This window comes from Monashia sp. HAY1-11D (assembly GCF_056868035.1).
The window spans coordinates 4,246,210-4,269,298 of the sequence record NZ_CP200320.1 but is presented as its reverse complement, the minus strand read 5'-3'; the positions used below and the strand labels follow the sequence as shown (position 1 = coordinate 4,269,298).

General features: G+C 73.3%; 19 protein-coding genes. 10 read left to right on the top strand and 9 right to left on the bottom strand.

Annotation, left to right across the window (positions count from 1 at the left end):
• Positions 1–38 precede the first annotated feature (38 nt).
• The 3 genes from AC1VM9_RS19685 to AC1VM9_RS19675 all read right to left on the bottom strand — a co-directional run bounded on the left by AC1VM9_RS19685 (position 39) and on the right by AC1VM9_RS19675 (position 4,535).
• The gene (locus AC1VM9_RS19685) at positions 39–1,388 is read right to left on the bottom strand and encodes a nuclease-related domain-containing protein (protein ID WP_483123789.1); all 1,350 of its coding nucleotides are present in this window, start codon (positions 1,386–1,388) and stop codon (positions 39–41) included.
• A 165-nt stretch (positions 1,389–1,553) separates the two neighbouring features.
• Positions 1,554–1,805 carry a DUF4242 domain-containing protein gene (locus AC1VM9_RS19680; RefSeq protein ID WP_483123788.1) on the bottom strand — a complete coding sequence of 84 codons (252 nt, stop codon included), beginning with the start codon at positions 1,803–1,805 and terminating at the stop codon, positions 1,554–1,556.
• Between the two features lie 72 nt (positions 1,806–1,877).
• On the bottom strand, positions 1,878–4,535 hold the full coding sequence (locus AC1VM9_RS19675; protein WP_483123787.1) for an ATP-binding protein: 2,658 nt from the start codon (positions 4,533–4,535) through the stop codon (positions 1,878–1,880).
• 212 nt (positions 4,536–4,747) lie between these two features.
• On the opposite strand from AC1VM9_RS19675, the gene AC1VM9_RS19670 reads away from it, so the two are divergent.
• Entirely contained in the window at positions 4,748–6,295 is a 1,548-nt protein-coding gene (locus AC1VM9_RS19670) for a S8 family serine peptidase (protein WP_483123786.1), read from the top strand.
• Positions 6,296–6,340: 45 nt separating this feature from the next.
• Here the strand turns inward: AC1VM9_RS19670 and AC1VM9_RS19665 are convergent, their stop codons facing one another.
• Complete coding sequence (locus AC1VM9_RS19665) at positions 6,341–6,541, bottom strand: hypothetical protein (protein WP_483123785.1); 201 nt, start codon at positions 6,539–6,541, stop codon at positions 6,341–6,343.
• Positions 6,542–6,770: 229 nt separating this feature from the next.
• On the opposite strand from AC1VM9_RS19665, the gene AC1VM9_RS19660 reads away from it, so the two are divergent.
• A complete protein-coding gene (locus AC1VM9_RS19660; protein WP_481340147.1) occupies positions 6,771–7,694 on the top strand; it encodes a universal stress protein in 924 nt (307 codons plus the stop codon).
• 20 nt (positions 7,695–7,714) lie between these two features.
• Here the strand turns inward: AC1VM9_RS19660 and AC1VM9_RS19655 are convergent, their stop codons facing one another.
• From AC1VM9_RS19655 to AC1VM9_RS19635, 5 genes are all read right to left on the bottom strand, one after another.
• Entirely contained in the window at positions 7,715–8,719 is a 1,005-nt protein-coding gene (locus AC1VM9_RS19655; RefSeq protein ID WP_483123784.1) for a hypothetical protein, read from the bottom strand.
• A gap of 135 nt (positions 8,720–8,854) precedes the next feature.
• Positions 8,855–9,298 carry an SRPBCC domain-containing protein gene (locus AC1VM9_RS19650; RefSeq protein WP_483123783.1) on the bottom strand — a complete coding sequence of 148 codons (444 nt, stop codon included), beginning with the start codon at positions 9,296–9,298 and terminating at the stop codon, positions 8,855–8,857.
• Between the two features lie 146 nt (positions 9,299–9,444).
• Positions 9,445–11,865, bottom strand: a complete 2,421-nt coding sequence (locus tag AC1VM9_RS19645; RefSeq protein WP_483123782.1) for a Tex family protein — start codon at positions 11,863–11,865, stop codon at positions 9,445–9,447.
• A 130-nt stretch (positions 11,866–11,995) separates the two neighbouring features.
• Complete coding sequence (locus tag AC1VM9_RS19640) at positions 11,996–12,766, bottom strand: FadR/GntR family transcriptional regulator (RefSeq protein WP_483123781.1); 771 nt, start codon at positions 12,764–12,766, stop codon at positions 11,996–11,998.
• Positions 12,759–14,210, bottom strand: a complete 1,452-nt coding sequence (locus AC1VM9_RS19635; protein ID WP_483123780.1) for an amidase — start codon at positions 14,208–14,210, stop codon at positions 12,759–12,761. The genes AC1VM9_RS19640 and AC1VM9_RS19635 overlap by 8 nt, the downstream gene beginning before the upstream one ends.
• A gap of 212 nt (positions 14,211–14,422) precedes the next feature.
• Here AC1VM9_RS19635 and AC1VM9_RS19630 point away from each other — a divergent pair, with 212 nt between their 5' ends.
• From AC1VM9_RS19630 to AC1VM9_RS19595, 8 genes are read left to right on the top strand one after another with little or no spacing between them, the layout of a single operon-like run.
• The gene (locus AC1VM9_RS19630) at positions 14,423–15,478 is read left to right on the top strand and encodes an isocitrate/isopropylmalate dehydrogenase family protein (RefSeq protein ID WP_481340128.1); all 1,056 of its coding nucleotides are present in this window, start codon (positions 14,423–14,425) and stop codon (positions 15,476–15,478) included.
• Complete coding sequence (locus AC1VM9_RS19625) at positions 15,475–17,016, top strand: ABC transporter substrate-binding protein (RefSeq protein WP_483123779.1); 1,542 nt, start codon at positions 15,475–15,477, stop codon at positions 17,014–17,016. Before AC1VM9_RS19630 ends, AC1VM9_RS19625 begins: the two co-directional genes overlap by 4 nt.
• Before the next feature lie 30 nt (positions 17,017–17,046).
• Entirely contained in the window at positions 17,047–17,997 is a 951-nt protein-coding gene (locus AC1VM9_RS19620; protein ID WP_481345782.1) for an ABC transporter permease, read from the top strand.
• Positions 17,994–18,905, top strand: a complete 912-nt coding sequence (locus AC1VM9_RS19615) for an ABC transporter permease (RefSeq protein WP_481340116.1) — start codon at positions 17,994–17,996, stop codon at positions 18,903–18,905. The genes AC1VM9_RS19620 and AC1VM9_RS19615 overlap by 4 nt, the downstream gene beginning before the upstream one ends.
• The gene (locus AC1VM9_RS19610) at positions 18,902–19,927 is read left to right on the top strand and encodes an ABC transporter ATP-binding protein (RefSeq protein WP_481345783.1); all 1,026 of its coding nucleotides are present in this window, start codon (positions 18,902–18,904) and stop codon (positions 19,925–19,927) included. Before AC1VM9_RS19615 ends, AC1VM9_RS19610 begins: the two co-directional genes overlap by 4 nt.
• Positions 19,924–20,751 carry an ATP-binding cassette domain-containing protein gene (locus tag AC1VM9_RS19605; protein WP_481340110.1) on the top strand — a complete coding sequence of 276 codons (828 nt, stop codon included), beginning with the start codon at positions 19,924–19,926 and terminating at the stop codon, positions 20,749–20,751. Before AC1VM9_RS19610 ends, AC1VM9_RS19605 begins: the two co-directional genes overlap by 4 nt.
• Complete coding sequence (locus AC1VM9_RS19600; RefSeq protein WP_483123777.1) at positions 20,748–22,271, top strand: aldehyde dehydrogenase family protein; 1,524 nt, start codon at positions 20,748–20,750, stop codon at positions 22,269–22,271. The genes AC1VM9_RS19605 and AC1VM9_RS19600 overlap by 4 nt, the downstream gene beginning before the upstream one ends.
• Complete coding sequence (locus AC1VM9_RS19595; RefSeq protein ID WP_481340102.1) at positions 22,268–23,077, top strand: SDR family NAD(P)-dependent oxidoreductase; 810 nt, start codon at positions 22,268–22,270, stop codon at positions 23,075–23,077. The genes AC1VM9_RS19600 and AC1VM9_RS19595 overlap by 4 nt, the downstream gene beginning before the upstream one ends.
• Positions 23,078–23,089 lie beyond the last annotated feature (12 nt).

Sequence of the window (23,089 nt, the reverse complement as noted above, 5' to 3'; positions counted from 1 at the left end):
CTCATGAGTAAGCGTCCACGTGTGCTGTGCCACGGAGCTCAACGAGCGGACCGCATCCACATCGCGAGGTCCTCGGACAACCGCGCGATCCTCGAGAGCTCAGCCTCGTCGACCCTGCGTCGTGTGGCCGGCGTTGCGCCTTCGGGATAGCGGTAGTCCATCGAGAGCATGAACGAGGATGGTGCACGCAGGTCCGCAGCTTCCCATTGCCGGACGCGCAACCCTGCGGCCACCCAGACACGGGCGGTCCCTGATCCCGCCGTTGCGAGGGCACGGTCCCTCGCAACGGCCCTCACGACGACGTCGGCCGACGCTCCGATCTGCAGGTCCAGCATGGGCGGCACGTCCACCGCTGGCCCCAGGTACCACCTGCACCTGTCGCCGCTGTTCTCGGTGCTCGCCGTCACGGAGGTCGCGAGCACCGCCTTCATGCGTCTGACCGGATAGTCCTGGCAGTAGAGGGAGTTCGGCCTCGACGGGGTCCTGTCACCTGCTCCGGGGAGAAGCGATGTCGCAAGGGTCCTGACCCCATGCTCCCCGATGATGAACAGCCCGTACAGCAGGACGGCCGCGAGCAGCGCGAAGAGGCCAAGGGCGATGACACCCCGGGCACGTACTGTCCTGCGGCCGGCGAAGCGGCGGGAGCGCGCCGTGGAGTGTCCGTTCCCCACGCGCATTGTGCGTCGAGCGTGTGTCCCGGACCGGGTCCGGGCCGGCCCGCTGGCGAGCACCTGGGCCACCGTGAGCTCCGACGTGTCCGGGCTGACGGCGTCGACGCCCACCGACGCTGCCGGGAACGCCAGGTCGACGCGGCGTCGCAGCAGCTCCACCTCGGCAGGGGGCAGGTGGCCGGGCTGCCTGAGCAGCCACTCGCGCAGGTCGTGCACCGGCACGATGTCGATGCCGCCCACACGGCGGGAGTCAAAGGCGGCCGCGGAGCCGCCGGCCAGTGCCAGCACGGGCACGACGGGGACCGCCAGCGTCCGCTCCATCTCCCCGGCGGCGCGCCCCACCTGCTCCACCGCCGGCCGCCGGGACCGGCTCGAGCCGGTGTGCTGCCAGAGCGTCCCGTCGTACTCGGAGACGCCACCCGACCAGTTCTTCGCGTCGACGAGGAAGACCCCGCCGGGACCGATGACCACGTGGTCGAGGTTGACGCGCGACCGTCCCGGCCGCAGCAACCGGTCGTGCAAGCACGCCCACGTCCGCGGGAGGCGCGCCAGCTCGGCGCCGACGACCTGCTCCCCGGCGGCTCCCGACTCCCAGCGCCGGGCCTGCTCCTCGAGCGCCGCCGCGCGGTGCGCCGCCGCCTCCGACTCCTGCCGGGCGGCGGCCGCCTTGGCGCGCAGCGTCGCGGCGCGCTCTCGCGCGGATCCGCCTTCGGCCATGGCACCCCCCTCGTGTCCCGACGACAACGTAGGTCGGCTGGGCGCCTCCCGGGGTGAAACGCCACAACTCCACGGACCGGAGACGTCGACGCCGGACTCGGGCGTCGATGCCGGACGCCGTGGACCTGCCCGTCCACGGCGTCCGGCATCGCGCTGATCCGGCCGTCAGGCGCCTTCCTGCACCTGGTAGATCGAGTCCGCGACGAGGCCGTGCGCCTCGCGGTGCACGGTGTTCGCGGCCTCGGCGTCGGGTGCCTCGACGAGGCAGAAGATCTGGCCCCGGTCCTCGTCGACCCAGTAGCGCAGGTAGCTGACCCCGTACTGCCCCTGGGTGGCGAGGTCGGCCTCGTGGGCCTTGGCGACGTCCGACATGGTGACGCCGTCGCGGAGGGTGTGCACGTCCATGAAGAGCGGCATGGTTCGTTCCTTCCGTCGAGTGGTCGATGACTCAAGCGTCGCCGCACGCCGCCCACCGGTCATGGGTGGCGGCTACCCATTCGCGGCTACGGAGCCACCCAGGTTGGCCAGGTCGCGCCGGCTGCCCACCCCGACCTTGGCGAGGATCGAGGCGACGTGGTGCTCGGCCGTGCGACGCGAGATGACGAGCCTCTCGGCGATGGCGGCGTCGGTGAGGCCTGCGGTGAGCAGGTCGAGCACCTCGCTCTCACGCGGGGTCAGGCCGGCTGGGTGGCGACGCGTGCTGGCGCGGGCGGCGCGCGGCGCCGGCCAGCCGTGCGCCCGGAGGTCGGTCCGGACGCGCGCCGCGGCCCCGTCGGCGCCGATCCCCTCGAAGAGGCCGACGGCCGCAGTCATGAGGTCGCGGTCGCCGCTTCGGGCCAGGGCCAGGCCCTCGTCGAAGGGTGAGTGCAGGCGGGCCCAGAGCTGCGCGGCCTGCTGCCACCGTCGCTCGTGCTCGGCGGCGAACGGTGGCGCCAGGAGGGCACCGGGCGCCGTGCCCCCGAAGAGCTCGTCATCGTCCGTCTTCACGTCCTCGGGCGTGAGCCAGCGGGCCACCGCGCCACGGTTCCACGCGCAGTCGGCGTCGCGAGCCAGTGGCCAGGCGGCGAGGGCGATGTCGCGCGCGCGTTCGGGTTCGCCTGCGAGCCAAGCGAACTCGGCCTGAGCCGCCACCACCGGGGCGACGCGCTGTATCTCGCGCATGCCGTCGGCGAGCCGGGCGGCCCGCGCGATGAGCGGCTGCCACCCGTCCTCTCCCCGTCGGGCCCGCAGCTGGGCCAGCGTCACGAGCGGTTCGAGGGCACCGACCGGCGCCACCTCCCCGCGACCGACGGAGTCGGCATCGCGGCGGGCCGCCACGTGCTCGCCGCGGTCGAGCCCGAGGCGGGCACGCCAGCCGAGGAGGTACAGCGTCCACGAGTCGAGGTCGCGGTCGGCGCAGTAGTCGATGCCCTCGTCGAGCCAGCGCCTGGCCTCGTCGTGCCGCCGCTGGGTCACGGCCGCCGACGCCAGGTTGCAGTACGCCCGCGCGGCGTGCTCGTGCAGGTCCGCGGCCCGCGCTCCTTCGAGGCTGGCCGTGAGCAGCTGGGTGCCCGCGACGACGTCCCCGACGACGACCTCGATGGTGCCGAGGTTGTTGAGGGCGTGCACCCGAACCTCCGTCCGCCTCGGTCCGTTGGGCAGCCGTTCGACGAGGTCGAGGGTGCGGGCGCCCCACTCGCGCGTGCCGGCGACGTCGCTGGACAGCATCCGCAGCTGGGTCGTGTTGCTGTACGCGAGCGCGAGCTCGACACCGGGGTGCCCCGCGAGCACGTCGACGGCTGTGCGTGCCTGGGCCTCGGCGTCCTCGTTGCGCCCGGCGAACCACGACAGCCGCGACAGGCACCGCCACGCGTCGCCGACACGGACCTCGTCGCCGGCCGCGGCCCAGATGGACCTGGCCGCGTCGACGGCCGTGATGGCGGCCTCGATGCGGTCGGTGAGGTACAGCTCGTACCCGAGCGCCCACAACAGGTCCGCGCGCGTGGCGTCCGGGACGCGTCCGGTCGGCAGGGCGTCCGCGTGGGCCAGGGCACGTCGGTACTGCTCGACCGCCTGACGGTGGGCACCGAGGGCAGCAGCACGTTCGGCCGCCACCGGTGCGAACTCCAGCACCCGCACGGCGTCACCGGCCGCGTCGGCGTGGTGGGCGAGGACCTCCGGGTCCGCGCCCCGGCGCAGGTGGGCCTCGAGCAGGCGCCGATGGACGTGGATCCGCCGCCCGGGCGGGACGTCGTCGACGACGGCGAGCCGGCCGAGCTCATGGCGGAACGTCAGCTCGCCGCCGGACAGGACGAGCAACCCCCGTGAGAGCGGCTCGTCGAGGGCGGTGAGGCCGTCGCGGACGAGCTCCTCGACGAGCTTGGAGTCGACCCGGGCGCCGGCCAGGGCCACCACCTCGAGAGCGCGCTGCGCGGCCTCGTCCAGCCGGGCCACCCGGGCGAGCACTGCGTCCCGGACCGTGGGGGGCACCCGGGCCGTACCGCCGGACAGCACCTCCGTGACGAAGAAGGCGTTGCCGCCGGTGACGTCGTGCAGCCGGCGCGCGTCGACGTGCCCTGCCTCCGGGTGCCTCCGCGCGTACTCCTCGGCGAGCGCCGTCACGCCCTCGAGCGTCAGCGGCGGGAGGTCGACCCGACGCGTCCCGTCCGCGGAGGCCGTGTCACCGAGCAGGATCCGCAGCCCCGAGGTGGGCCCGGTGTCCTCGGGCCGGTACGTCACGAGCACGAGCGCCCGACAGCCGTGGACGCGTCGGGCCAGGTGCCGCAACAGGTCCAGGGTCGCCTCGTCGGCCCAGTGGGCGTCCTCGACGACGAGGAGGTACGGCTCGGCGCCCGGCGGTGCGCGCAGGACGTCGACGAGACGCGTGAGCACCTCGTGCCGCGTGGCGTCCGGCGGCCAGGTGCCGGGCGGCAGGCCGGGCACCATCTCGGCGAGCGGTCCGAGCGGTGCCGGTGTCGCCGCACCGTCGCACCGCCCGACGAGGGCGCGAGCGCGGGCGCCGGCCTGCGAGACGACGTGGCCGACGAACGTCGACTTGCCGATGCCCGCCTCGCCGGCGACGTAGACGAGCCGGCCGTGCCCCGCCGCGGCGTCGTCGAGCCAGCCCGCGACGGCGCGCAGCTGCTCGGCACGCTCGAGGAGCGTCATGTCCCGATGCTACGAGCCGCGTGACCCGGGCGCCGGGCGTTCACCACCGCCCGTGGGCTCACGCCTGAGGCGTGGCGGACGGTGTGCGCCCGGCTCACCGGGAAGCGGTCGACGACAGGGACCCGGCGGGTCTAGCGTCGGCAGAGGGCCGCCGACGTGGACGGCCCGACGACGGAGCGCGCCGCGCGTGGCCGTCGTGGAAGTGAGGACCCATGTCCGCAGACACTTCTCGGGGACGTTCTCGTTCGCTCACCGCCGCGTCCGTGGTCGCGGCCGGAGCTCTCGCCCTGTCGGGCCTCGCACCCCTCGTCGTCGCGTCCGGCGCGTCCGCCGCGGACACGTCGACGAGCGGAGCCTCCACCTACCTCGTCGTCTACTCCCAGGGCGCCTCGCTGACCGGTGCGTCGCGCTCGGTGACCGCCGCGGGCGGCCGCGTCGTCTCGTCGTGGCCCGCGATCTCGGTCGTCGTCGCGTCGTCCTCCTCCTCGTCGTTCGCGCAGTCGATGCGTGCCGTCAAGGGCGTCCAGGGAGTCTCTGCCACAGCGAAGTTCGCCACACGAGTCGACGACGCCTCAGGCGCCGACGCGACGCAGTCGGCCACCGACGCCGCTCCGACGGCGCCCACCGGCGACACCTTGTCCGGACTCCAGTGGGACATGGACCAGATCCACGCCCCGGCGGCGCACGCCGTGTCGACCGGCAACCGCTCGGTCCTCGTCGGTGACATCGACACCGGCCTCGACTGGACCCACCCCGACCTCGCCGCCAACGTCGACGACGCCGCCAGCGTCAACTGCGTCGGCGGTGCACCCGTGCCCGGCAAGGTGGCCGCGGCCGACGACAACGGCCACGGCACGCACACCGCGGGCACCATCGCGGCGGCCGCCAACGGCATCGGCATCGTCGGCGTGGCTCCGAGCGTACGGATCGCCGGCATCAAGGCCGGCAACGCCGACGGGTTCTTCTTCCCCGAGGCGGTCGTCTGCGCCTTCATGTGGGCCGGCGACCACGGCGTCGCGGTGACGAACAACAGCTACTTCGCCGACCCGTGGCTGTTCAACTGCAAGAACGACCCCACGCAGCGCGCCATCTGGACGGCCGAGGAGCGTGCCCTCAGGTACGCGCAGAACAGGGGCGTTCTCGTCGTCGCCGCCGAGGGCAACCAGGCCGACGACCTGTCGCACCCGACGTTCGACCAGACGAGCCCGGACGACACGACGCCGGTCACCCGGGAGGTCACCAACGCCTGCGCCGTCTTCCCGACCGAGGCACCCGGCGTCGTCGGCGTCACCGCGACGGGCAACCTGCACCTCAAGTCGTTCTACTCCTCGTTCGGCATCTCGACCGCCGACGTCGCGGCGCCCGGCGGCGACTCCATCCTGCAGCTCACGGCGGCCGCACCCAACGGTCGCGTGCTGTCGACCTGGCCGGCCGCGCTGCTGACGTCCACCTGCCTGGCTTCCCGACGCGTCGTCGACCCGAGCGGCGCCACGTACTGCTACCAGCAGGGCACGTCGATGGCTGCACCGCACGTCACCGGGGTCGCCGCGCTCGTCGCATCCGTGACGGGCAAGCGCACCGGAGCGCTGTCCGCGGCGGTGGAGGACGCCACCAACCCGATCGCGTGCCCGACCGACACGTCCGCCTACGCGTTCTTCCCGGGTCTGGACTCCGGGGCGCCGCAGACGTGCGAGGGCACCTTGACCCAGAACAGCTGGTACGGCGCAGGGGAGGTGGACGCCGCCAAGGCCGTCGGCTGACGGCTGTCGTCGCTCACCGGGGTGGGGCGAGGGTCGGGTCCGGCGTCAGGCGCGGTCCTCCTCGGCGAGGTCCGGGGCGTCGTCGTCGTCGTCGAACTCGACCTCCTGCTCCTGCTCGAGCAGGTCGGCCTCGGCGGCGTGCGCCGTCGCGTCGTCGGGGTGGTCGCCCACGGGCGCGTACTCCTCCTCGGGCTCGGCCTCCTCGGGCTCGAACTCGTCAGGGCGGGGCTCCGGTTCGATGCTCATGCCTCCGTGATACCCCATGCCGCCCGGGGCGGCGACACCCCGGGCGGTACGCGGTGCGCGCGGGGGAGGTGTCTCCACGGGGACGTGCGGCACGCGTCCGTCGCCCGGACCGTGTTCCACACCTCACATGTCCTGCCGGCCACAGGGGAGCGCCCGGCGCGCCCGCACGCGGGACGATGGAGGTGGCTGGAGCGACGGCCCCGGCCCCGACCCAGGGAGGGGTGCTTCCATGAACGACCAGGCCAACGAAGCCCGCGGCGTCGTCGTCGGCTACGACGGGTCGCCGAGCGCGCGGCTCGCGCTCGAGTGGGCCGCCGAGACGGCCCGCCGGCTCGCAACCCGACTCACGATCCTGCACACCATCAGTCTGTCGATGGTGCCGGCCTTCCCGGCGGTCGACGTGTCGCAGGTCGAGCCGATGCTCGAGCAGGCGGCCAAGAAGCTCGTCGACGAGGGGGCCGAACACGCCTCCGACGTCCTCGAGGCAGCCCACATCGACACGCAGTACCAGCTGGGCAGCCCGGCCGGGCAGCTCGTCGAGGCCTCCCGTGACGCCGAGCTGCTCGTCGTCGGCAGCCGTGGCCACGGTCGCCTGCGGGCAGGGATCCTCGGCTCCACCTCCTACGCCCTCGTCGCACACGCGCACTGTCCCGTCGTCGTCGTCCGGAGCCCGGGGGAGCAGGAGGGCGCCACCGTGGCGCAGGCCGTGCGGCCCGGACCCGACCACGCCGTCGTCGTCGGCGTCGACGACTCCGACGCGTCGCAGCGGGCGCTCGACGCGGCCGCCGCCTGGGCCGCGCGCGAGCACGCCGCGCTGCACGTCGTCCGCGTCGCCCACTCCGCCTCGATGGAGGCGTGGGCGTACGCCGAGACGGCCAAGGCCGGCACGGACGACACGCACGCGACCCGCGAGCACGCCGAGCAGACGGTGACCCGACTCGCGGACCGCGCCCGCGCCGACCACCCGCAGCTCGACGTCACGACCGAGGTGCTCTACGGCGACCCCGGGCAGACCCTCGCCGACCTCACCGTCCATGCGGGACTGGTCGTCGTCGGCTCGCGTGGCCACGGCGGGTTCACCGGCCTGCTCCTCGGTTCGGTGAGCCACCGGGTCATCCACGAGGCGGCCTGCCCGGTGCTCGTCGTGCGCTGACCCACGCGCTCCTCAGCCCGTCACCACACGAGACCGCGCAGCGTGCTCGTGGAGGCCCAGTGCAGGTTCTTGATCCGGTTGTCGGCGGTGGTCCAGGGCCAGGCGCCGTCGAAGTAGTCGGCGCCACCCTCGAAGGACAGGTAGGCCCGGCCGGCGTAGTCGACGAGCTCCTGCGACAGGACCGGGGCGCGGAAGCAGCGGTAGCGCACGCTCTCGATGCTCTGCGTCTTCGTGTAGCCGCGGCGCACGACGTAGATGTTGCTGCGGTTGTTGCGCCCCGACGACGTGCTGAAGACGTACGTGTCGTTCTGCACGAGCAGGCCCTGCGACTTCATCGGCACCTGGAGCGGGCCCCACGACGTGTCGAGCGACAGGCCTCCGGTCGAGGTGATCGTGTACCGGCGCATGACGTTGCGGCTGTCCTCGTCGAAGAGGCCGCCGTAGAGCTTGCCGCCGTAGATGTCGAAGAAGCTGACGCCGCTGACCCTGAGCGACGTGCCGCCGCCGAGGGACTGGATGCCGGCGCTGCGGAAGCTGGACCGGACGGCGGCCAGGCTGTAGCGCCGGATGGTGCTCGTGTCCTGCTGGACGTACAGCCAGCCCCGGTAGGTCTTGAGGCCACCGACGTGGGCGCCCTCGGGCAGGTAGGCGGCCCCGCGTACGGTGCCGCCCGGCGTCACGCCGTAGACGAGGGAGGCGTGGTCGTTCTCGTCCTCGTGGTGCATGCCGACGAGGAAGAGGTCCTCGGTGCCGCCGTTCCAGTCCTCCCACATGCCAAGGCCCTGGGGGACGTAGCTCGACAGGTAGTGGTCGATGCCGACGCCGTTGTGGAAGGTCGTGTTGTACGTGCGGCTCGAGTCGTCGCCGGGATAGAACTTCGTGCCACCGGTGGCGGTGTCACAGGTGATGGCGGCGCTCGCCTGCGGCAGCGTCGGCACCGAGCCCTGTGGCGCGGCGACGACCGCGGCCCCGGCGGCGACGGCGAGCACGGCGCCGGTGGCGGCGCGTCGGATCCTGCGGATCATGGGGTCCCCTGTCTGTGTCGTGCCGTCTGGCTGACGGACACGCGCACGCTAGCGGGCAGCCGCGACACGCGACATGGGGAGCGGTACCCATGCTGGAGGGCAGGTCCGTCCAGCCGGGAGCGCGGTGGACCGGGGTCAGCCCTTCAGCGACGCGCCGAAGCGGTCGAGCGCGTCGTCCCAGCGCCGCTTGTCGCCGGCTCCGTCCTCGGCGATGCCCTCGCCCTCGTGGAAGAGGTCGAGGCGGGTGCCCGAACCCTCGGGCCGCAGCTGGAGGTCGACGATGCTGAGCGGCCCGTCGGCGTGCGGGTGCCAGGACACGCGGATCTGCTCCATCGGGTGCCAGCTGCGCACGACGCCGTGGGGGCCCTCGTCGCTGTGCCACGACTCACCCTTGCTGCCGAGCCTGACGCCCGGGCCGAGAAGCGCCTCGGTCCCGCGTCCGTTGACCAGGTGCAGCCAGACCTGCTCGACCGAGTGGTCGAACGAGGCACTGGTGTGGACCCCGGCGAGGGACTGGTCGGGCTCGGCGTCCTCCACCGGCGCGGTGACGGGCTCGGCTGCACTGCCTGCACTGCTCATGGGCACCTCCGTGTGCCTTCGACTGGCTACGACCCGGCCCCGGACGGGCCGGACCCATCGTGGGTCCAGTCGACCAGAGGTGGGCGCCGACGACAAGGCCCCGGACGGACCCGGTCCGCCCGAGGCAGGAACCGGCCCGCGGCCCCTCAGCCGGTCCAGCCGGCGCGCCGCAGCGCCTCGGCCACGGCGCCGTTCGCGGGCGTGTCACGCCGGTCGCGCCGGCCCGCCCCCGGCTGCTGAGCAGGCTGGCTCGGCCCGGCTCCCGCCGAGCGGCCGCCCTGGCGCTGACCGCCCTGGCGCTGACCACCCTGACGCTGACCACCCTGACGCTGACCACCATCGGCGCGGCCACTGCGCGTCGTGGGCCGCTCACCGGGCGCCGGCACCTCGTCGTCGAGGCGCAGCGTCAGCGAGATCCGCTTGCGGGGGACGTCCACGTCGAGCACCTTGACCATGACGACGTCACCGGGCTTGACTACCTCGCGCGGGTCGCGGACGAACTGCCTGGACAGCGCCGACACGTGCGCCAGCCCGTCCTGGTGGACGCCGACGTCGATGAAGGCGCCGAAGGCGGCGACGTTGGTCACCACCCCCTCGAGCGTCATGCCGGGCCGCAGGTCCTTGACCTCCTCGACGCCCTCCTTGAACGTCGCGGTGCGGAACGAGGGGCGCGGGTCCCGGCCGGGCTTGTCGAGCTCGCCGATGATGTCGGTGACCGTCGGCAGGCCGAACCTGTCGTCGACGAAGTCCTCGGCGCGGATCCGGCCGAGCGCCGCGGTGTTGCCGATGAGGTCGGTCAGCTCGGCTCCGGTGGCCTCGAGCATCCGTCGCACGACCGGGTAGGCCTCGGGGTGCACTGCGGAGGCGTCGAGCGGGTCGTCCCCGCCGGCGATCCGGAGGAACCCGGCCGCCTGCTCGAACGCCTTCGGCCCGAGGCGGGGGACGTCCTTGAGCGCGGACCGGGTGCGGAACGGGCCGTGCGCGTCGCGGTGGGCGACGATCCCCTCGGCGAGCGAGCCGGTGATGCCGGACACGCGGGTCAGAAGCGGAGCCGACGCGGTGTTGACGTCGACCCCGACGGCGTTGACGCAGTCCTCGACGACCGCGTCGAGCGAGCGGGAGAGCGCCACCTGCGAGACGTCGTGCTGGTACTGGCCGACGCCGATCGACCTCGGGTCGATCTTGACGAGCTCGGCGAGCGGGTCCTGCAGGCGCCGGGCGATCGACACGGCGCCGCGCAGCGACACGTCCATGCCGGGCAGCTCCGCCGAGGCGAACGCCGACGCCGAGTAGACCGACGCACCCGCCTCCGACACGACGGCGGTCGTCAGTCCCAGCTCGGGGTGGCGCCTGACGAGGTCGGCCGCGAGGCGGTCGGTCTCGCGCGAGGCGGTGCCGTTGCCGATCGCGACGAGCTCGACGCCGTGCGCCTCGGCGAGACGGGCCAGGGTCTCGACCGACTGGTCCCACCGGTTCTGCGGCACGTGCGGGTGGATGACGTCGGTGGCCAGGACGCGTCCGGTGGCGTCGACGACGGCGACCTTGACGCCGGTGCGGAAGCCCGGGTCCAGACCCATCGTGGCGCGGGCGCCCGCCGGGGCCGCGAGCAGCAGGTCGCGCAGGTTCGCGGCGAAGACGCGGACGGCCTCCTCCTCGGCCGCCCGGCGCAGCTGCATCCGGGCGTCGACGCCGAGGTGCACGACGATCTTGGTGCGCCACGCCCAGCGCACCGTGTCGGCCAGCCACTGGTCGGCCGCGCGGCCGCGGTTCTCGATCCCGAAGCGGCGGGCGATGGCCCGTTCGAACTCGCTCGGCCCCGGCTCGGCGTCGGCGGACGGGTCGGTGGGGCTCACCTCGAGGGTCAGCACGTCCTCCTTCTCGCCGCGGAACATGGCCAGGATGCGGTGCGAGGGAAGTCTGTGCAGGGGCTCGTCGAACGCGAAGTAGTCGGCGAACTTCGCGCCGTCCTCCTCCTTGCCGCTGCGCACGCGGGCGACGAGGTGGCCCTTGGCCCAGACCCGCCGGCGCAGGTCGCCGATGAGGTCGGCATCCTCGGCGAACCGCTCGACGAGGATCGAGCGCGCGCCGTCGAGCGCTGCCGTGGCGTCGGCGACCTCCTTGTCGGCGTCGACGAAACCGGTCGCCGCGGAGGCGGGGTCGGTGTCGGGGGATGCCAGGAGGAGGTCCGCGAGCGGCTCGAGACCGGCCTCGCGGGCGATCTGTGCCCTGGTGCGCCGCTTCGGCTTGAACGGCAGGTAGATGTCCTCGAGCCGGGCCTTGGTCTCGGCGGCGAGGATGCGGGCACGGAGCGCGTCGTCGAGCCTGCCCTGCTCGTCGATGGAGGCGAGCACGGCGGCGCGGCGGTCCTCGAGGTCGCGCAGGTAGGTGAGGCGCTCCTCGAGCGAGCGCAGCTGCGCGTCGTCGAGGCCACCGGTGACCTCCTTGCGGTAGCGGGCCACGAACGGCACGGTCGAGCCGCCGTCGAGCAGCCCCACCGCCGCGGTGACCTGGCTCTCACGAACCTCGAGCTCCTCGGCGATCCGCCGCTCGATCGACTGCACACTCACCGGTCACGCACTCCTTGTCGACGACGCATGGAGCCACGCATTCTGCCCGGTCCCGAGCCGACGCCGTACGCCGCCCCGTCGGGGGTGCCGGCGGGGTGCCGGCGAGGTGCCGGCGGGGTGCCGGATCGGGTCAGTGGTCGAGGAGGGCCCGGAGGGTCGCGCGCTCGCCTGCCGGCACGTAGCCGGCGTAGTAGTCGTAGAGGCTGTGCAGCGACGCGTGGGCCGCGCGCTCGCCGTCGCCGGCGCGGATCGCGTCGAGCACCTGCTCGTGGTGGCCGAGCGAGCGCTTCATGAGCGCCTTGCTGTTGCGGGCGTGGGCGATCTTGTCCGAGATGAGGGACAGCACCGTGTCGCGCACGACGGCGTTGCACACCTGGATGAGCGTGTTGCCGCTGGCGCGGGCGATGGCCTCGTGGAAGGCGAAGTCGGCCTCGCTGAAGGAGGTGTAGCCGCCCTCCACGGCCTCGCGCATCTGCCCGATCGCGGCCTCCATCTCGGCCAGCTGCTCGTCGGTGCGCAGCGTCGCGGCGAGCCGGTTGGCCGTCGAGTCGAGCATCATCCGCGACACGAGCAGCTGGGACAGCGTCAGCCCGTCGGCCCGGGCCAGGCGGCGCATCTGCTTGGTCAGCTGTCCCGAGGTGACGGGCAGGATCTCCGGGCCGTTGGGGTCGCCGGGGCGGGACCGGACGACGCCGTTGCTCTCGAGGACGCGCAGCGCCTCGCGCACGGTCGCGCGGCTCGTGCCGAACTGGACGACGAGCTCGCGCTCGCTCGGCAGGCGCTGGCCGGGCAGCAGCTCGCCCCGTCCGACGGCCTCCTCCACCTGCTCGACGATGCGTTCGTAGAGCCGCACCGGCCGCACCTGCTCGAACGCGCGCGTGCCCGCGCCGACCTCAGGCACCGGAGCGGCCCGTCGCCGGGACGGCTTCGGGGATCGGCCACCGTGGCGTCGCCTCCGGCCCGCGTCGCTGCTCGTACCAGGCCGCCACGCGCAGGACGCCCACGTCGTCCCAGCGGCGTCCGGCCACCTGCACGCCGACGGTCCGCCCGTCGGCGGTGAAGCCGCAGTTGACCGTGGCGGCGGGCTGGCCCGACATGTTGTACGGCGCCGTGTAGCCGATGTGGGCCATGCCCTGGTCGTCGTCGCCCCACGGCATCGGCCACTCGGCGGGGAAGGCGGCCATCGGGGCGACCGGCGACAGGACGACGTCGAAGCGCTCGGTCGCGGCGACGGTGGCCTGCTGGATGGCCATGATGCTCGTGTAGTCGCGCATCACCGTGCGGCCGTCGACGTCGGCCACGGCCGCGACCCACCGCTGGATGAACGGCAGGACGCGTCGGCGGCCCTCGGGGGGCAGGGCCTCGTGGTCGACGAGGGAGCGGACCCGCCAGAACTGGTCGAGGTCGGCGAGCATCCGCGGCGTCAGGAACGGCTCGACCGGCTCCACGCGGGCCCCGGCGTCGGCGAAGACGGCGGCCGCCTGCTCGACGGCGGCGCGGACCTCGGGATCCAGCGGCAGCCCGCACCCCGCGTCGAGGTGCAGCCCGACGCTCAGGCTCGACGCGTCGAGGGGCGCCGTCGACAGGTCGAGGGCGAGGTCGGTCGGCGGCAGGGCCGTCCAGTCGCGGCCGTCGTACCGGCCGATGACCGACAGCAGGAGCGCGATGTCGTCGACCGAACGGGCCATCGGCCCGGCGACCCGGCCCAGGTAGGGGTTGTCGAGCGGCACGCGTCCGGCACTGGGCTTGAGGGTGGCGAGACCGAGCCAGGTGCCCGGCAGGCGGATCGAGCCGCCGATGTCGGTGCCGACGTGCAGCGGGCCGTAGCCGCCGGCCGCGGCCGCACCCGCCCCAGAGCTCGAGCCGCCGGTCGTCAGGGTCGGGTCCCACGGGGAGCGGGTGATGCCGTGCAGGCTCGAGACGCCCGAGCTGAGCATGCCCCAGTCCGGCATGACGGTGGAGCCGAGGACGACGCCGCCCGACTCCTCGATGCGCTCGACGACCGGGGAGCTGCGCTCGGGCACGACCGGGGTCACCCCGGCGTTGCCGGCCGGCATCGGGACCCCCGCCCGGGCCAGGTTCTCCTTGACGGTGACCGGGACGCCGTCGATCGGACCGGCGGGCCGGCCCGAACGCCAGCGGGCCTCGCTCTCGGCGGCCGCGCGCTCCGCGGCGTCGAGGTCCTGCACCCAGAACGCGTTGAGCTCCGGTTCGCGCGCCTCGACGACCGCACGGACGTCGCGCACCACCTCGACCGGCGAGAGGTCTCCGGAGCGGTAGGACGCGACCAGCTGTGTCGCCGTGAGTGCTGCGGGACGGGTTTGCGCTGCAGGCGGATTCACCATCGAGGTCCTCCAGTGCGGGCGGTGGGCCGGGCCGCGTTCGGCCCTTCGGCCGGACGGACGAACCCTTGACATCGGGCTCGATGAGAGCAACCGTACCTCTCAACGCAGAAAAGTCCACTGGTCAGACCAGTGCACGAACAGCGTCGAAGAACCACCGAGCTGCCGGGTCGGCGTGGACCCGGCACGGCCACGGACGGAGTGCCAGCAGACCCATGACGGTGCGACTTGCAGTGATCCCCGGCGACGGCGTCGGGCCCGAGGTCGTCGCGGCCACGGTGCCGGTGCTCGACGCCGCGCTCGCGGCCCAGGGCGAGACGCTCGAGACGACCGAGCTCGACTGGGGCGGTGAGCGGTTCCTGCGCGAAGGGGCCGCGATGCCTGCCGACGCCGCCGAGCGCGTCCGGGCCCACGACGCCGTGCTGTTCGGCGCGGTGGGCCGGCCCGACGTCCCCGACCACGAGCTCGTCTGGGGTCTCATCATCGGCCTGCGCCAGCAGCTCGACCTCGCCGTCAACCTGCGTCCCGTCCGTGCCTTCGCGGGCGTGCCGAGCCGCGTGCGGGACGTCGAGGGCGTCGACCTCGTCATCGTCCGCGAGAACACCGAGGGCGAGTACGTCGGCGCCGGCGGCGTCGCCCACGCCGGCACCGGGCACGACCTCGGCATCGAGGTGGCCGTCCACTCCCGCCGCGTCATCGAGCGAGCCGCCGAGCACGCGTTCACGCTCGCCGGCCGGCGTACCGGGCGCCTCGCCCTCGTGACGAAGTCCAACGCGATGCGGCACGGCTACCCGCTGTGGGACGCCGTGGTCCGGGAGGTGGCGCAGCGCCACCCCGACGTCGAGCTCGAGGTGGTCCTCGTCGACGCCATGGCCGCGCGCATGGTCCAGGACCCCCGCTCGCTCGACGTCCTCCTCGCCGGCAACCTCTTCGGTGACATCCTCAGCGACCTCGCCGCGGTCCTCGCCGGCGGCATGGGGATGGCGCCGAGCGCCAACGTGCTGCCCGGCGGCGACGTACCCGGCATCTACGAGCCGGTCCACGGCTCGGCACCGGACATCGCCGGACGCGGCATCGCCAACCCGACGGCGTGCATCCTGTCGGGAGCCCTCCTGCTCGACGACCTCGGGCACGGCGCGGCGGCCACCGCGGTGCGCGACGCCCTCGCTGCGACCCTCTCAGACCCCACCCACCACACCCCCGACCTCGGCGGAACGGCGAGCACGTCAGCGCTCGGCGCCGCGGTCCTGCACGAGATGGAGACACGATGAAGGACTCCCGCATCGGCACGGCTGCGGCCGGCGTCCTGCTCCTCACCCTCACCGCCGCCTGCTCGGCCGGCGCCGGGTCCTCCGGCGGGTCCAGCGGCGGAGCGGGCGGCTCGGGAGGCTCCGGCGGCTCCGGCGACAAGAGCCTGACCGTCGGCCTCGTCGCCGAGCCGGCCAGCCTCGACTTCACGACGAAGGACGGCGCGGCCATCCCGCAGGCCCTGCTCGACAACGTCTACGAGACCCTCGTCAAGGTGGACCAGAACGGTGACCTCAAGCCCGAGCTCGCCACCTCGTGGAAGGTCTCGGACGACCGCAAGACGTACACGTTCGACCTCGTGCCCAACGCGACCTTCTCCGACGGCGAGAAGTTCACCGCCAAGGACGCCGTCTTCTCGATCAACCGGGTCAAGAAGGACTGGACCATCTCGCTCAAGTCCGCCATGGACGTCGTCGCCGACGCCAAGGCGCTCAGCGACACCCAGCTGCAGGTGACCCTCACCAAGCCGAGCAACAACTGGCTCTACAAGATGTCGACGCGGGTCGGCGCGATGATGACCGAGAAGGGCGTCGCCGACCTCGCCAACAAGCCCGTCGGCACCGGTCCGTACACGTTCGGCACGTGGAAGCGCGGCGACTCGATCACGCTCAAGGCCAACCCGTCCTACTGGGGCACGAAGCCCTTCTTCTCGGACGTCACGCTCAAGTACTTCAAGGACCCGACGGCGCTCAACAACGCGCTGCTGACCGGGACCATCGACGTCATCGGGACCGTCCAGGCACCCGAGTCGCTGGCCCAGTTCCAGAACAACCCGAAGTACGAGATCGTCGAGGGCACGACCAACGGCGAGGTGCTGCTGTCGTTCAACAACGGCAAGGCGCCGTTCAACCAGCTCAAGGTCCGCCAGGCCGCCCGGTACGCCATCGACCACAAGGCCCTCATGGACACGTGCTGGGCCGGGCGAGGCACGCTCATCGGCAGCATGGTCCCGCCCACCGACCCGTGGTACGAGGACCTCACCGGCCTGTACCCGCACAACCTCGACAAGGCCAAGGCGCTCGTCGCCGAGACGGGCGTCGGCAAGACGCCGGTGCGCCTGCGCATCCCGACGCTGCCCTACGCCGTCTCCTGCGGGCAGGTCGTCAAGAGCATGCTCGAGCAGGCCGGCTTCCAGGTCACCCTCGACCAGCTCGAGTTCCCGGCCGTGTGGCTGAGCACCGTGTTCACCGACGCCGACTACGACATGTCGGTCGTCGCCCACGTCGAGCCGCGCGACCTGCCGGCCGTCTTCGGTGACCCGAAGTACTACACGCGCTACGACAACAAGCAGCTGCAGGCCGACCTCGCGGCGGCGGACGCCGGCACGCCGGAGGAGCAGGTGACGCTCATGAAGAAGGCGGCACGCGAGCTGTCGGAGGACGCCGCCGGCGACTTCCTCTTCCTGCTGCCGAACCTCATGGTCGCCGAGAAGGGCATCACCGGGCTGCCGAAGAACGCCATCACCGAGTCGTTCGACCTGCGCGACCTCGCGCGCTCCTGACCGCACCGAACCGATCGGACACCCACACCGATGCTGCTCCAGGTCGTCCGCCGCACCGCGATCCTCCTCGCGAGCCTCGTGGTCAGCTCCGTGCTCGTCTTCGCCTTCATGGTGCTGCTGCCGGGCGACCCGGCGCGCGTCGCCCTCGGCGTCAACGCGTCGGAGCAGGCGGTCGCCCAGCTGCGTGGCGAGTTCGGCCTCGACCGGCCGCTCGCCACGCAGTACCTGTCGTGGGTCGGGGGGCTGGTCCGGTTCGACCTCGGCACGAGCTACGTGTCCCGGGCCGCGATCGCCCCGCAGATCCTCGACCGGCTCCAGGTGACGCTGTGGCTCGTCGTCTGCGCCATGGTCGTCGCGCTCGTGCTCGCGCTGCCGCTCGGCACCCTCATGGCGATGCGGCACCGGCGACCGAGCGGGATCGTCCTGTCGGCGCTCTCGCAGGTCGGCGTCGCCGTGCCCGCGTTCCTCATGGGCATCCTGCTCATCACCGTCTTCGCGGTGAAGCTGCAGTGGCTCCCGGCCAACGGGTGGACGCCCCCGAACGAGGACCCGTCGATGTTCCTGCGCCAGCTGGTCCTGCCGGTGCTCTCGCTCGGGATCGTCCAGGGTGCCGTCCTCACCCGCTACGTGCGAAGCGCCGTGCTCGACGTGCAGCGCGAGGACTACATCCGCACGGCGCGGGCCAAGGGCCTCGGCCCGACGCGGGCCCTGTGGCGCCACGGGTTCCGCAACGCGGCGATCCCGGTCGTCACGGTCCTCGCGCTGCAGCTGGCGACACTGCTCATCGGCGCCGTCGTCGTCGAGCGGGTGTTCGTCATCCCCGGCCTCGGCAGCCTCCTGCTCGACCAGGTCTCCAACCGCGACCTCGTCTTCGTCCAGGACATCGTCATGCTGCTCGTCGTCGCCGTCCTGGTCGTCAACTTCCTCGTCGACCTGCTGTACCTCGTCATCGACCCGAGACTCAAGGTGGGCGCCCGATGAGCACCGAGACCGTCCGTCCCGACCCCGCGGGCCTGAACCCCGACACCTTCCGCGCCGAGCCCGGCATCGTGGCCGCGGGCCCGCGCCGACGGCGCCCGGGCGCCAGCTTCCTCGTCGGTGGTGCCCTCGTCGGCCTCGTCGTGCTTATGGCCCTCGTGTCGTTCGTGTGGACGCCGCACGACCCGACCTTCGTCGACGCGTCCGCCCGGCTTCGCTCGGTCGGTGATCCCGAATACCTGCTCGGCACGGACAAGCTCGGCCGGGACGTCCTGAGCCAGGTGCTCGTCGGCGCCCGGACGACGCTGTTCGTCGGGGTCGTCGCGGTCGGTGTCGCGGGGCTCGTCGGGGTGCCGCTCGGCATCGTCGCCGCCATGGCGCCGCGCGGCCTCGGTGAGACGCTGATGCGGGGCATGGACCTGCTGCTCGCCTTCCCGGCCCTGCTGCTCGCCATCATGTTCGGTGCGGTCTACGGGGGCAGCACGCTCGTGGCCATGGTCGCCATCGGCATCGCCTCGGTGCCGAGCTTCGTGCGACTCGTGCGCAGCGGCGCCCTGCAGGTGCTCCGCACCGAGTACGTCCTCGCGGCCCGTTCGGCCGGACGTGGTGCGTGGGCCATCGGCCTGCGACACGTCCTGCCGAACGTCAGCGGCCTCGTCATCGTCCAGGCCTCGGTCTCCTTCGCCATCGCCGTGCTGGCCGAGGCGGCGCTGTCGTTCCTCGGCTACGGCACGCCGCCGCCCACGCCGTCGTGGGGCCGGATGCTCCAGGAGAGCCAGGAGCTGCTCTTCTCCGCGCCGCGGCTGGCGTTCGTGCCCGGCGCCGCCATCGCCCTCGCCGTCCTCGGCTTCAACCTGCTCGGCGACGGCCTGCGCGACCACTTCGACCCGCGACTGGAGGACCGCCGATGAGCGCCGTCGCCGCGCGTCCGCGGGACGCGGTCTCCCCGAGCACCCGCGTGCTCGACGTCGAGGGGCTCGACGTCCGCATCGGACGTCACCACCTGCTCCACGACGTCTCGTTCACCATCGACCGGGGCGAGCGCGTCGGCCTCATCGGCGAGTCCGGGTCGGGCAAGTCACTGACGAGCCTGGCCCTGCTCGGGCTCCTCCCGGAGGATGCCCGCGTCGGAGGCTCGGTGCGCCTCGCCGGCGTCGACGCCGACCTCGTGTCCGCGAGCGAGGGGCAGTGGAAGCGGGTGAGGGGCGGCGAGGTCGCGATGGTCTTCCAGGAGCCGATGACCGCCCTCAACCCGACGATGCGCGTCGGTGACCAGGTGGCAGAGGCCATCACGCTGCACCGCGACCGCACGGGTGCCCCGAGCGACCGCAGGGCCGTGCGCGCCCGCGTCGTCGAGCTGCTCGACCAGGTGGGCCTGCCGGACCCCGCCGACGCCGCCCGCGCCTACCCGCACCAGCTCTCCGGCGGCCAGCGGCAGCGCGTCGTCGTCGCGATCGCCCTCGCCAACGACCCGGCCCTGCTCGTCTGCGACGAGCCGACGACCGCCCTCGACGTCACCGTGCAGGCGCGCGTCCTCGACCTCGTCGTCCGGGGTGTCGCGGCCCGCGACGCCGCCCTGCTCTTCATCACCCACGACCTTGCCGTGGTCGCCACGGTGTGCGAGCGCGTCCTCGTCATGTACGGGGGTCGCGTCGTCGAGGCGGGTCCGGTCCAGGAGGTGTTCCGGCGACCGCGGCACCGCTACACGGAGGGGCTGCTCGCCGCGTCCGACCTCGACGCCGCGGACGCCGAGGGGCGCCTGCCGACGATCCCCGGCTCCGTGCCCGCGGCCGGCACCTTCCCGGACGGCTGCGTGTTCCGCAACCGCTGCGCCCACGCGACGCAGGTCTGTGCGACCGTGCCGCCGTGGACCGGTCCCGACGCCGGCCACGGGTACGCGTGCTTCCACCCGGCGGGGGAGGAGGCCCGATGACCGCGGCGATGAGCGTCACGGACCTGCGGCGCGACTATCGGCGACCACGGACCTCCTTGCGGCACAAGGGTCCGGTGGTCGAGGCGCTCAAGGGCGTCTCCTTCGAGGTCGAGCGCGGCGAGCGGTTCGGCATCGTCGGCGAGTCCGGGTGCGGCAAGTCGACGCTGATGCGCCTCCTCGCCGCCCTCGACCGGCCGACGAGCGGCGAGATCCGCGTCGAGGGGATGGAGGTGACCGGCCGGCGGGAGCGAGACCTCGGCTTCCTCCGCTCCAGCCTCCAGCTCGTCTTCCAGGACCCCATGGGCTCACTCGACCCGCGTATGAGGGTGCGCGACATCATCGCCGAACCCCTTGTCGCACAGGGCCTCCCGGACCGTGACGCCCGTGTGGCCGAGCTGCTCGACGCCGTCGGGCTGCCGTCCCAGGCGGCGAATCGCTACCCCCACCAGTTCTCCGGGGGCCAGCGCCAACGCATCTCCATCGCCCGGGCGCTGGCGCCCCGGCCCTCGATCCTGCTGGCCGACGAGCCGGTCAGTGCCCTCGACGTCTCGGTCCGGGCCCAGGTGCTCAACCTCATCGGCGACCTCGTCTCCGACCTCGACCTCACCCTCGTGTTCGTCTCGCACGACCTGTCCGTCGTGCGACACCTGTGCGACCGCGTCGCCGTCATGAGCGGCGGCGAGATCGTCGAGACGGGCCCGACGACGCAGATCTTCGACGACCCGCAGCACCCCTACACCCAGCGCCTCCTCCGGGCGGCGCCCAGCATGCGCCGCGCCCTCGACGGGGCCGGCGCCTCCGACCTCCTGGGAGACCCTCGGTGACGACCACGTACACGCCGGACCACCCCGCCGGCCTGCCCCTCGGCGACGACTGGACCGACCCCGGCACGACCGCCCCGGTCTGCTTCCCGTACACCGGCGAGCTCGTGGCGCAGGCCCCGGTCGGCACGGCCGAGCATGCACGACAGGCGATCTCGGTGGCGCACGAGCTGCGCGGCACCGTGGCCGCCCTCCCCTCGCACGTGCGGCGCGCCGCCCTGACCGAGGCGCACCGCCGGCTCCTCCAGCGGCGCGACGACCTCGAGCGGCTCCTCGTCCTCGAGACCGGCAAGCCCCTCGTCGACTGCCGCGTCGAGGTCGACCGCACGCTGCTGACCCTCGTCACGGCCGCCGAGGAGGTCGCGCGCCTCCACGGCGAGACGGTGCCCCTCGACCTGCTGCCGAGTGGTGAGGGCCTCGTCGGGTTCTGGGTCCGCAAGCCGGTCGGGGTCGTCGTCGGCATCGCCGGCTACAACTACCCGCTGCTGCTCGCCGTCCACAAGCTCGCGCCGGCCCTGGCGGCGGGGTGCCCGGTCGTCGTCAAGCCGGCCCCGCAGACGCCGCTCGCGACGCTGTGGCTGGTCCACGCCGTCCGCGAGGCGCTCGCGGCCGCCGGTGGGCCGCGCGGTGCCGTCCAGCTCGTGACCGGCGGTGTCGACGTCGGGGTGGCGCTGACGACGGACCCCCGTGTCGCGGCCGTCTCCTTCACCGGCTCCGCCGCGGTCGGCCACCGCATCGCCCGGGACGCAGCCCCGACGAAGGTCCTGCTCGAGCTCGGCTCGAACGCGGCCCTCGTCGTCGCGGCCGACGCCGACGTCGAGGCCGCGGCGGACGCCGTCGTGCGAGGCGGCTACTACGCGTCCGGGCAGGCGTGCATCAGCGTCCAGCGCGTCGTCGTCGTCGAGCCGGCCCGGGAGGGGTTCCTCGCCGCCCTCTCGCGACGCATCGGCGACGTCGTCGTCGGCGACCCCCGCGACGCGTCGACCCGTGTGTCGGCCCTCATCGACGCCGCGTCGACGGAGCGCGTGCGCTCCTGGGTCGCCGCCGCGGTCGAGGCGGGCGGCACCCTGGTGCACGGCGGCGACGTGGTCGACGGGATCATGCAGCCGACCGTCCTCGCTGACGTCCCCGACGGCGAGAACGCCTGGGACGAGGAGGTGTTCGGACCGGTCGTCGTCGTGCGCACCGTTCCCGACCTGGATGCGGCGGTCGAGACCGTCAACCGGTCCCGCTACGGGCTGCACGCGAGCGTCTACACCGAGTCGCTCGGTGCGGCCTTCGCCGCGATCGACCGCATCGAGACCGGCGGTGTCGTCGTCAACGAGGTGCCCGGCTTCCGCTCCGACGTCATGCCCTACGGCGGCGTCAAGGACAGCGGCGTCGGCCGTGAGGGGCCCCGCTTCGCCATCGAGGAGCTGACGGTGACGCGGATGGCGATCATCCGGCCTTCGGCCACGGGCAGGGTCTCGAGCACGGCCACGGGCACCGGCACGAGCACGGCTCCGGCGGGAGGACCCCGGTGAGCGCCGCGGTCACGTCGCAGGAGCGTCCCGACTACGCCCGGCTCTTCCGCCTGGACGACCGCCGCGCCGTCGTCGTCGGTGCCGGCAGCGGCATCGGCCGCGAGAGCGCGCTGGCCCTCGCCGCCCACGGCGCCCAGGTCGTGTGCGCCGACCGCGACCTCGAGGCCGCGGCCGAGACCGTCGCGATCGGCGCCCGGACCGGCGCCACGCTGGAGGCCTACGCGCTCGACGTCACCGACGCCGCCGCCGTGGCCCGGGCCGCCGACGAGCTCGGCGCGGTCGACGTCCTCGTCTTCACGGCCGCCACGAACGTCCGCAAGCGGGTCCTCGACTACACGGCGGAGGAGTTCGACCGCGTCGTGGGGCTCAACCTGCGGGCCTCCTTCGACCTCGTCCGCGCCTTCGGCCGGGGGATGGCCGAGCGCGGCCGCGGCAGCATCGTCGGGTTCAGCTCGATCCGGGCCGTCACCGTCGAGCCCGGCCAGGGCGTCTACGCCGCGACGAAGGCCGGGCTCGTGCAGCTGCTGCGCGCGGCTGCCGTCGAGCTCGGGCGGCAGGGCGTGCGCGTCAACGCCATCGCGCCCGGCATCGTCGACACCCCCCTGACCGCGCAGATCCGTGCGGTGCCCGAGTGGGCCGACGCGTACGCCGACAAGAGTGCGCTCGGACGCTGGTCGCGACCCGACGAGCTCGTCGGTGCCGTCGTGTACCTCGCGTCCGAGGCGTCCTCGTTCGTCACCGGCAGCCAGCTGTTCGTCGACGGCGGGTGGACCGTCATCGACGGCCGGTACACGCCCCCGAGCTGACTCCCGCCCATC

What these genes read in the sequence shown, in the direction of transcription:
- AC1VM9_RS19685 (WP_483123789.1), bottom strand. Translation starts at nt 1,388, where the DNA reads ATGGCCGAAGGCGGATCCGCGCGAGAGCGCGCCGCGACGCTGCGCGCC.
- AC1VM9_RS19680 (WP_483123788.1), bottom strand. Translation starts at nt 1,805, where the DNA reads ATGCCGCTCTTCATGGACGTGCACACCCTCCGCGACGGCGTCACCATG.
- AC1VM9_RS19675 (WP_483123787.1), bottom strand. Translation starts at nt 4,535, where the DNA reads ATGACGCTCCTCGAGCGTGCCGAGCAGCTGCGCGCCGTCGCGGGCTGG.
- AC1VM9_RS19670 (WP_483123786.1), top strand. Translation starts at nt 4,748, where the DNA reads ATGTCCGCAGACACTTCTCGGGGACGTTCTCGTTCGCTCACCGCCGCG.
- AC1VM9_RS19665 (WP_483123785.1), bottom strand. Translation starts at nt 6,541, where the DNA reads ATGAGCATCGAACCGGAGCCCCGCCCTGACGAGTTCGAGCCCGAGGAG.
- AC1VM9_RS19660 (WP_481340147.1), top strand. Translation starts at nt 6,771, where the DNA reads ATGAACGACCAGGCCAACGAAGCCCGCGGCGTCGTCGTCGGCTACGAC.
- AC1VM9_RS19655 (WP_483123784.1), bottom strand. Translation starts at nt 8,719, where the DNA reads ATGATCCGCAGGATCCGACGCGCCGCCACCGGCGCCGTGCTCGCCGTC.
- AC1VM9_RS19650 (WP_483123783.1), bottom strand. Translation starts at nt 9,298, where the DNA reads ATGAGCAGTGCAGGCAGTGCAGCCGAGCCCGTCACCGCGCCGGTGGAG.
- AC1VM9_RS19635 (WP_483123780.1), bottom strand. Translation starts at nt 14,210, where the DNA reads ATGGTGAATCCGCCTGCAGCGCAAACCCGTCCCGCAGCACTCACGGCG.
- AC1VM9_RS19630 (WP_481340128.1), top strand. Translation starts at nt 14,423, where the DNA reads ATGACGGTGCGACTTGCAGTGATCCCCGGCGACGGCGTCGGGCCCGAG.
- AC1VM9_RS19625 (WP_483123779.1), top strand. Translation starts at nt 15,475, where the DNA reads ATGAAGGACTCCCGCATCGGCACGGCTGCGGCCGGCGTCCTGCTCCTC.
- AC1VM9_RS19620 (WP_481345782.1), top strand. Translation starts at nt 17,047, where the DNA reads ATGCTGCTCCAGGTCGTCCGCCGCACCGCGATCCTCCTCGCGAGCCTC.
- AC1VM9_RS19615 (WP_481340116.1), top strand. Translation starts at nt 17,994, where the DNA reads ATGAGCACCGAGACCGTCCGTCCCGACCCCGCGGGCCTGAACCCCGAC.
- AC1VM9_RS19610 (WP_481345783.1), top strand. Translation starts at nt 18,902, where the DNA reads ATGAGCGCCGTCGCCGCGCGTCCGCGGGACGCGGTCTCCCCGAGCACC.
- AC1VM9_RS19605 (WP_481340110.1), top strand. Translation starts at nt 19,924, where the DNA reads ATGACCGCGGCGATGAGCGTCACGGACCTGCGGCGCGACTATCGGCGA.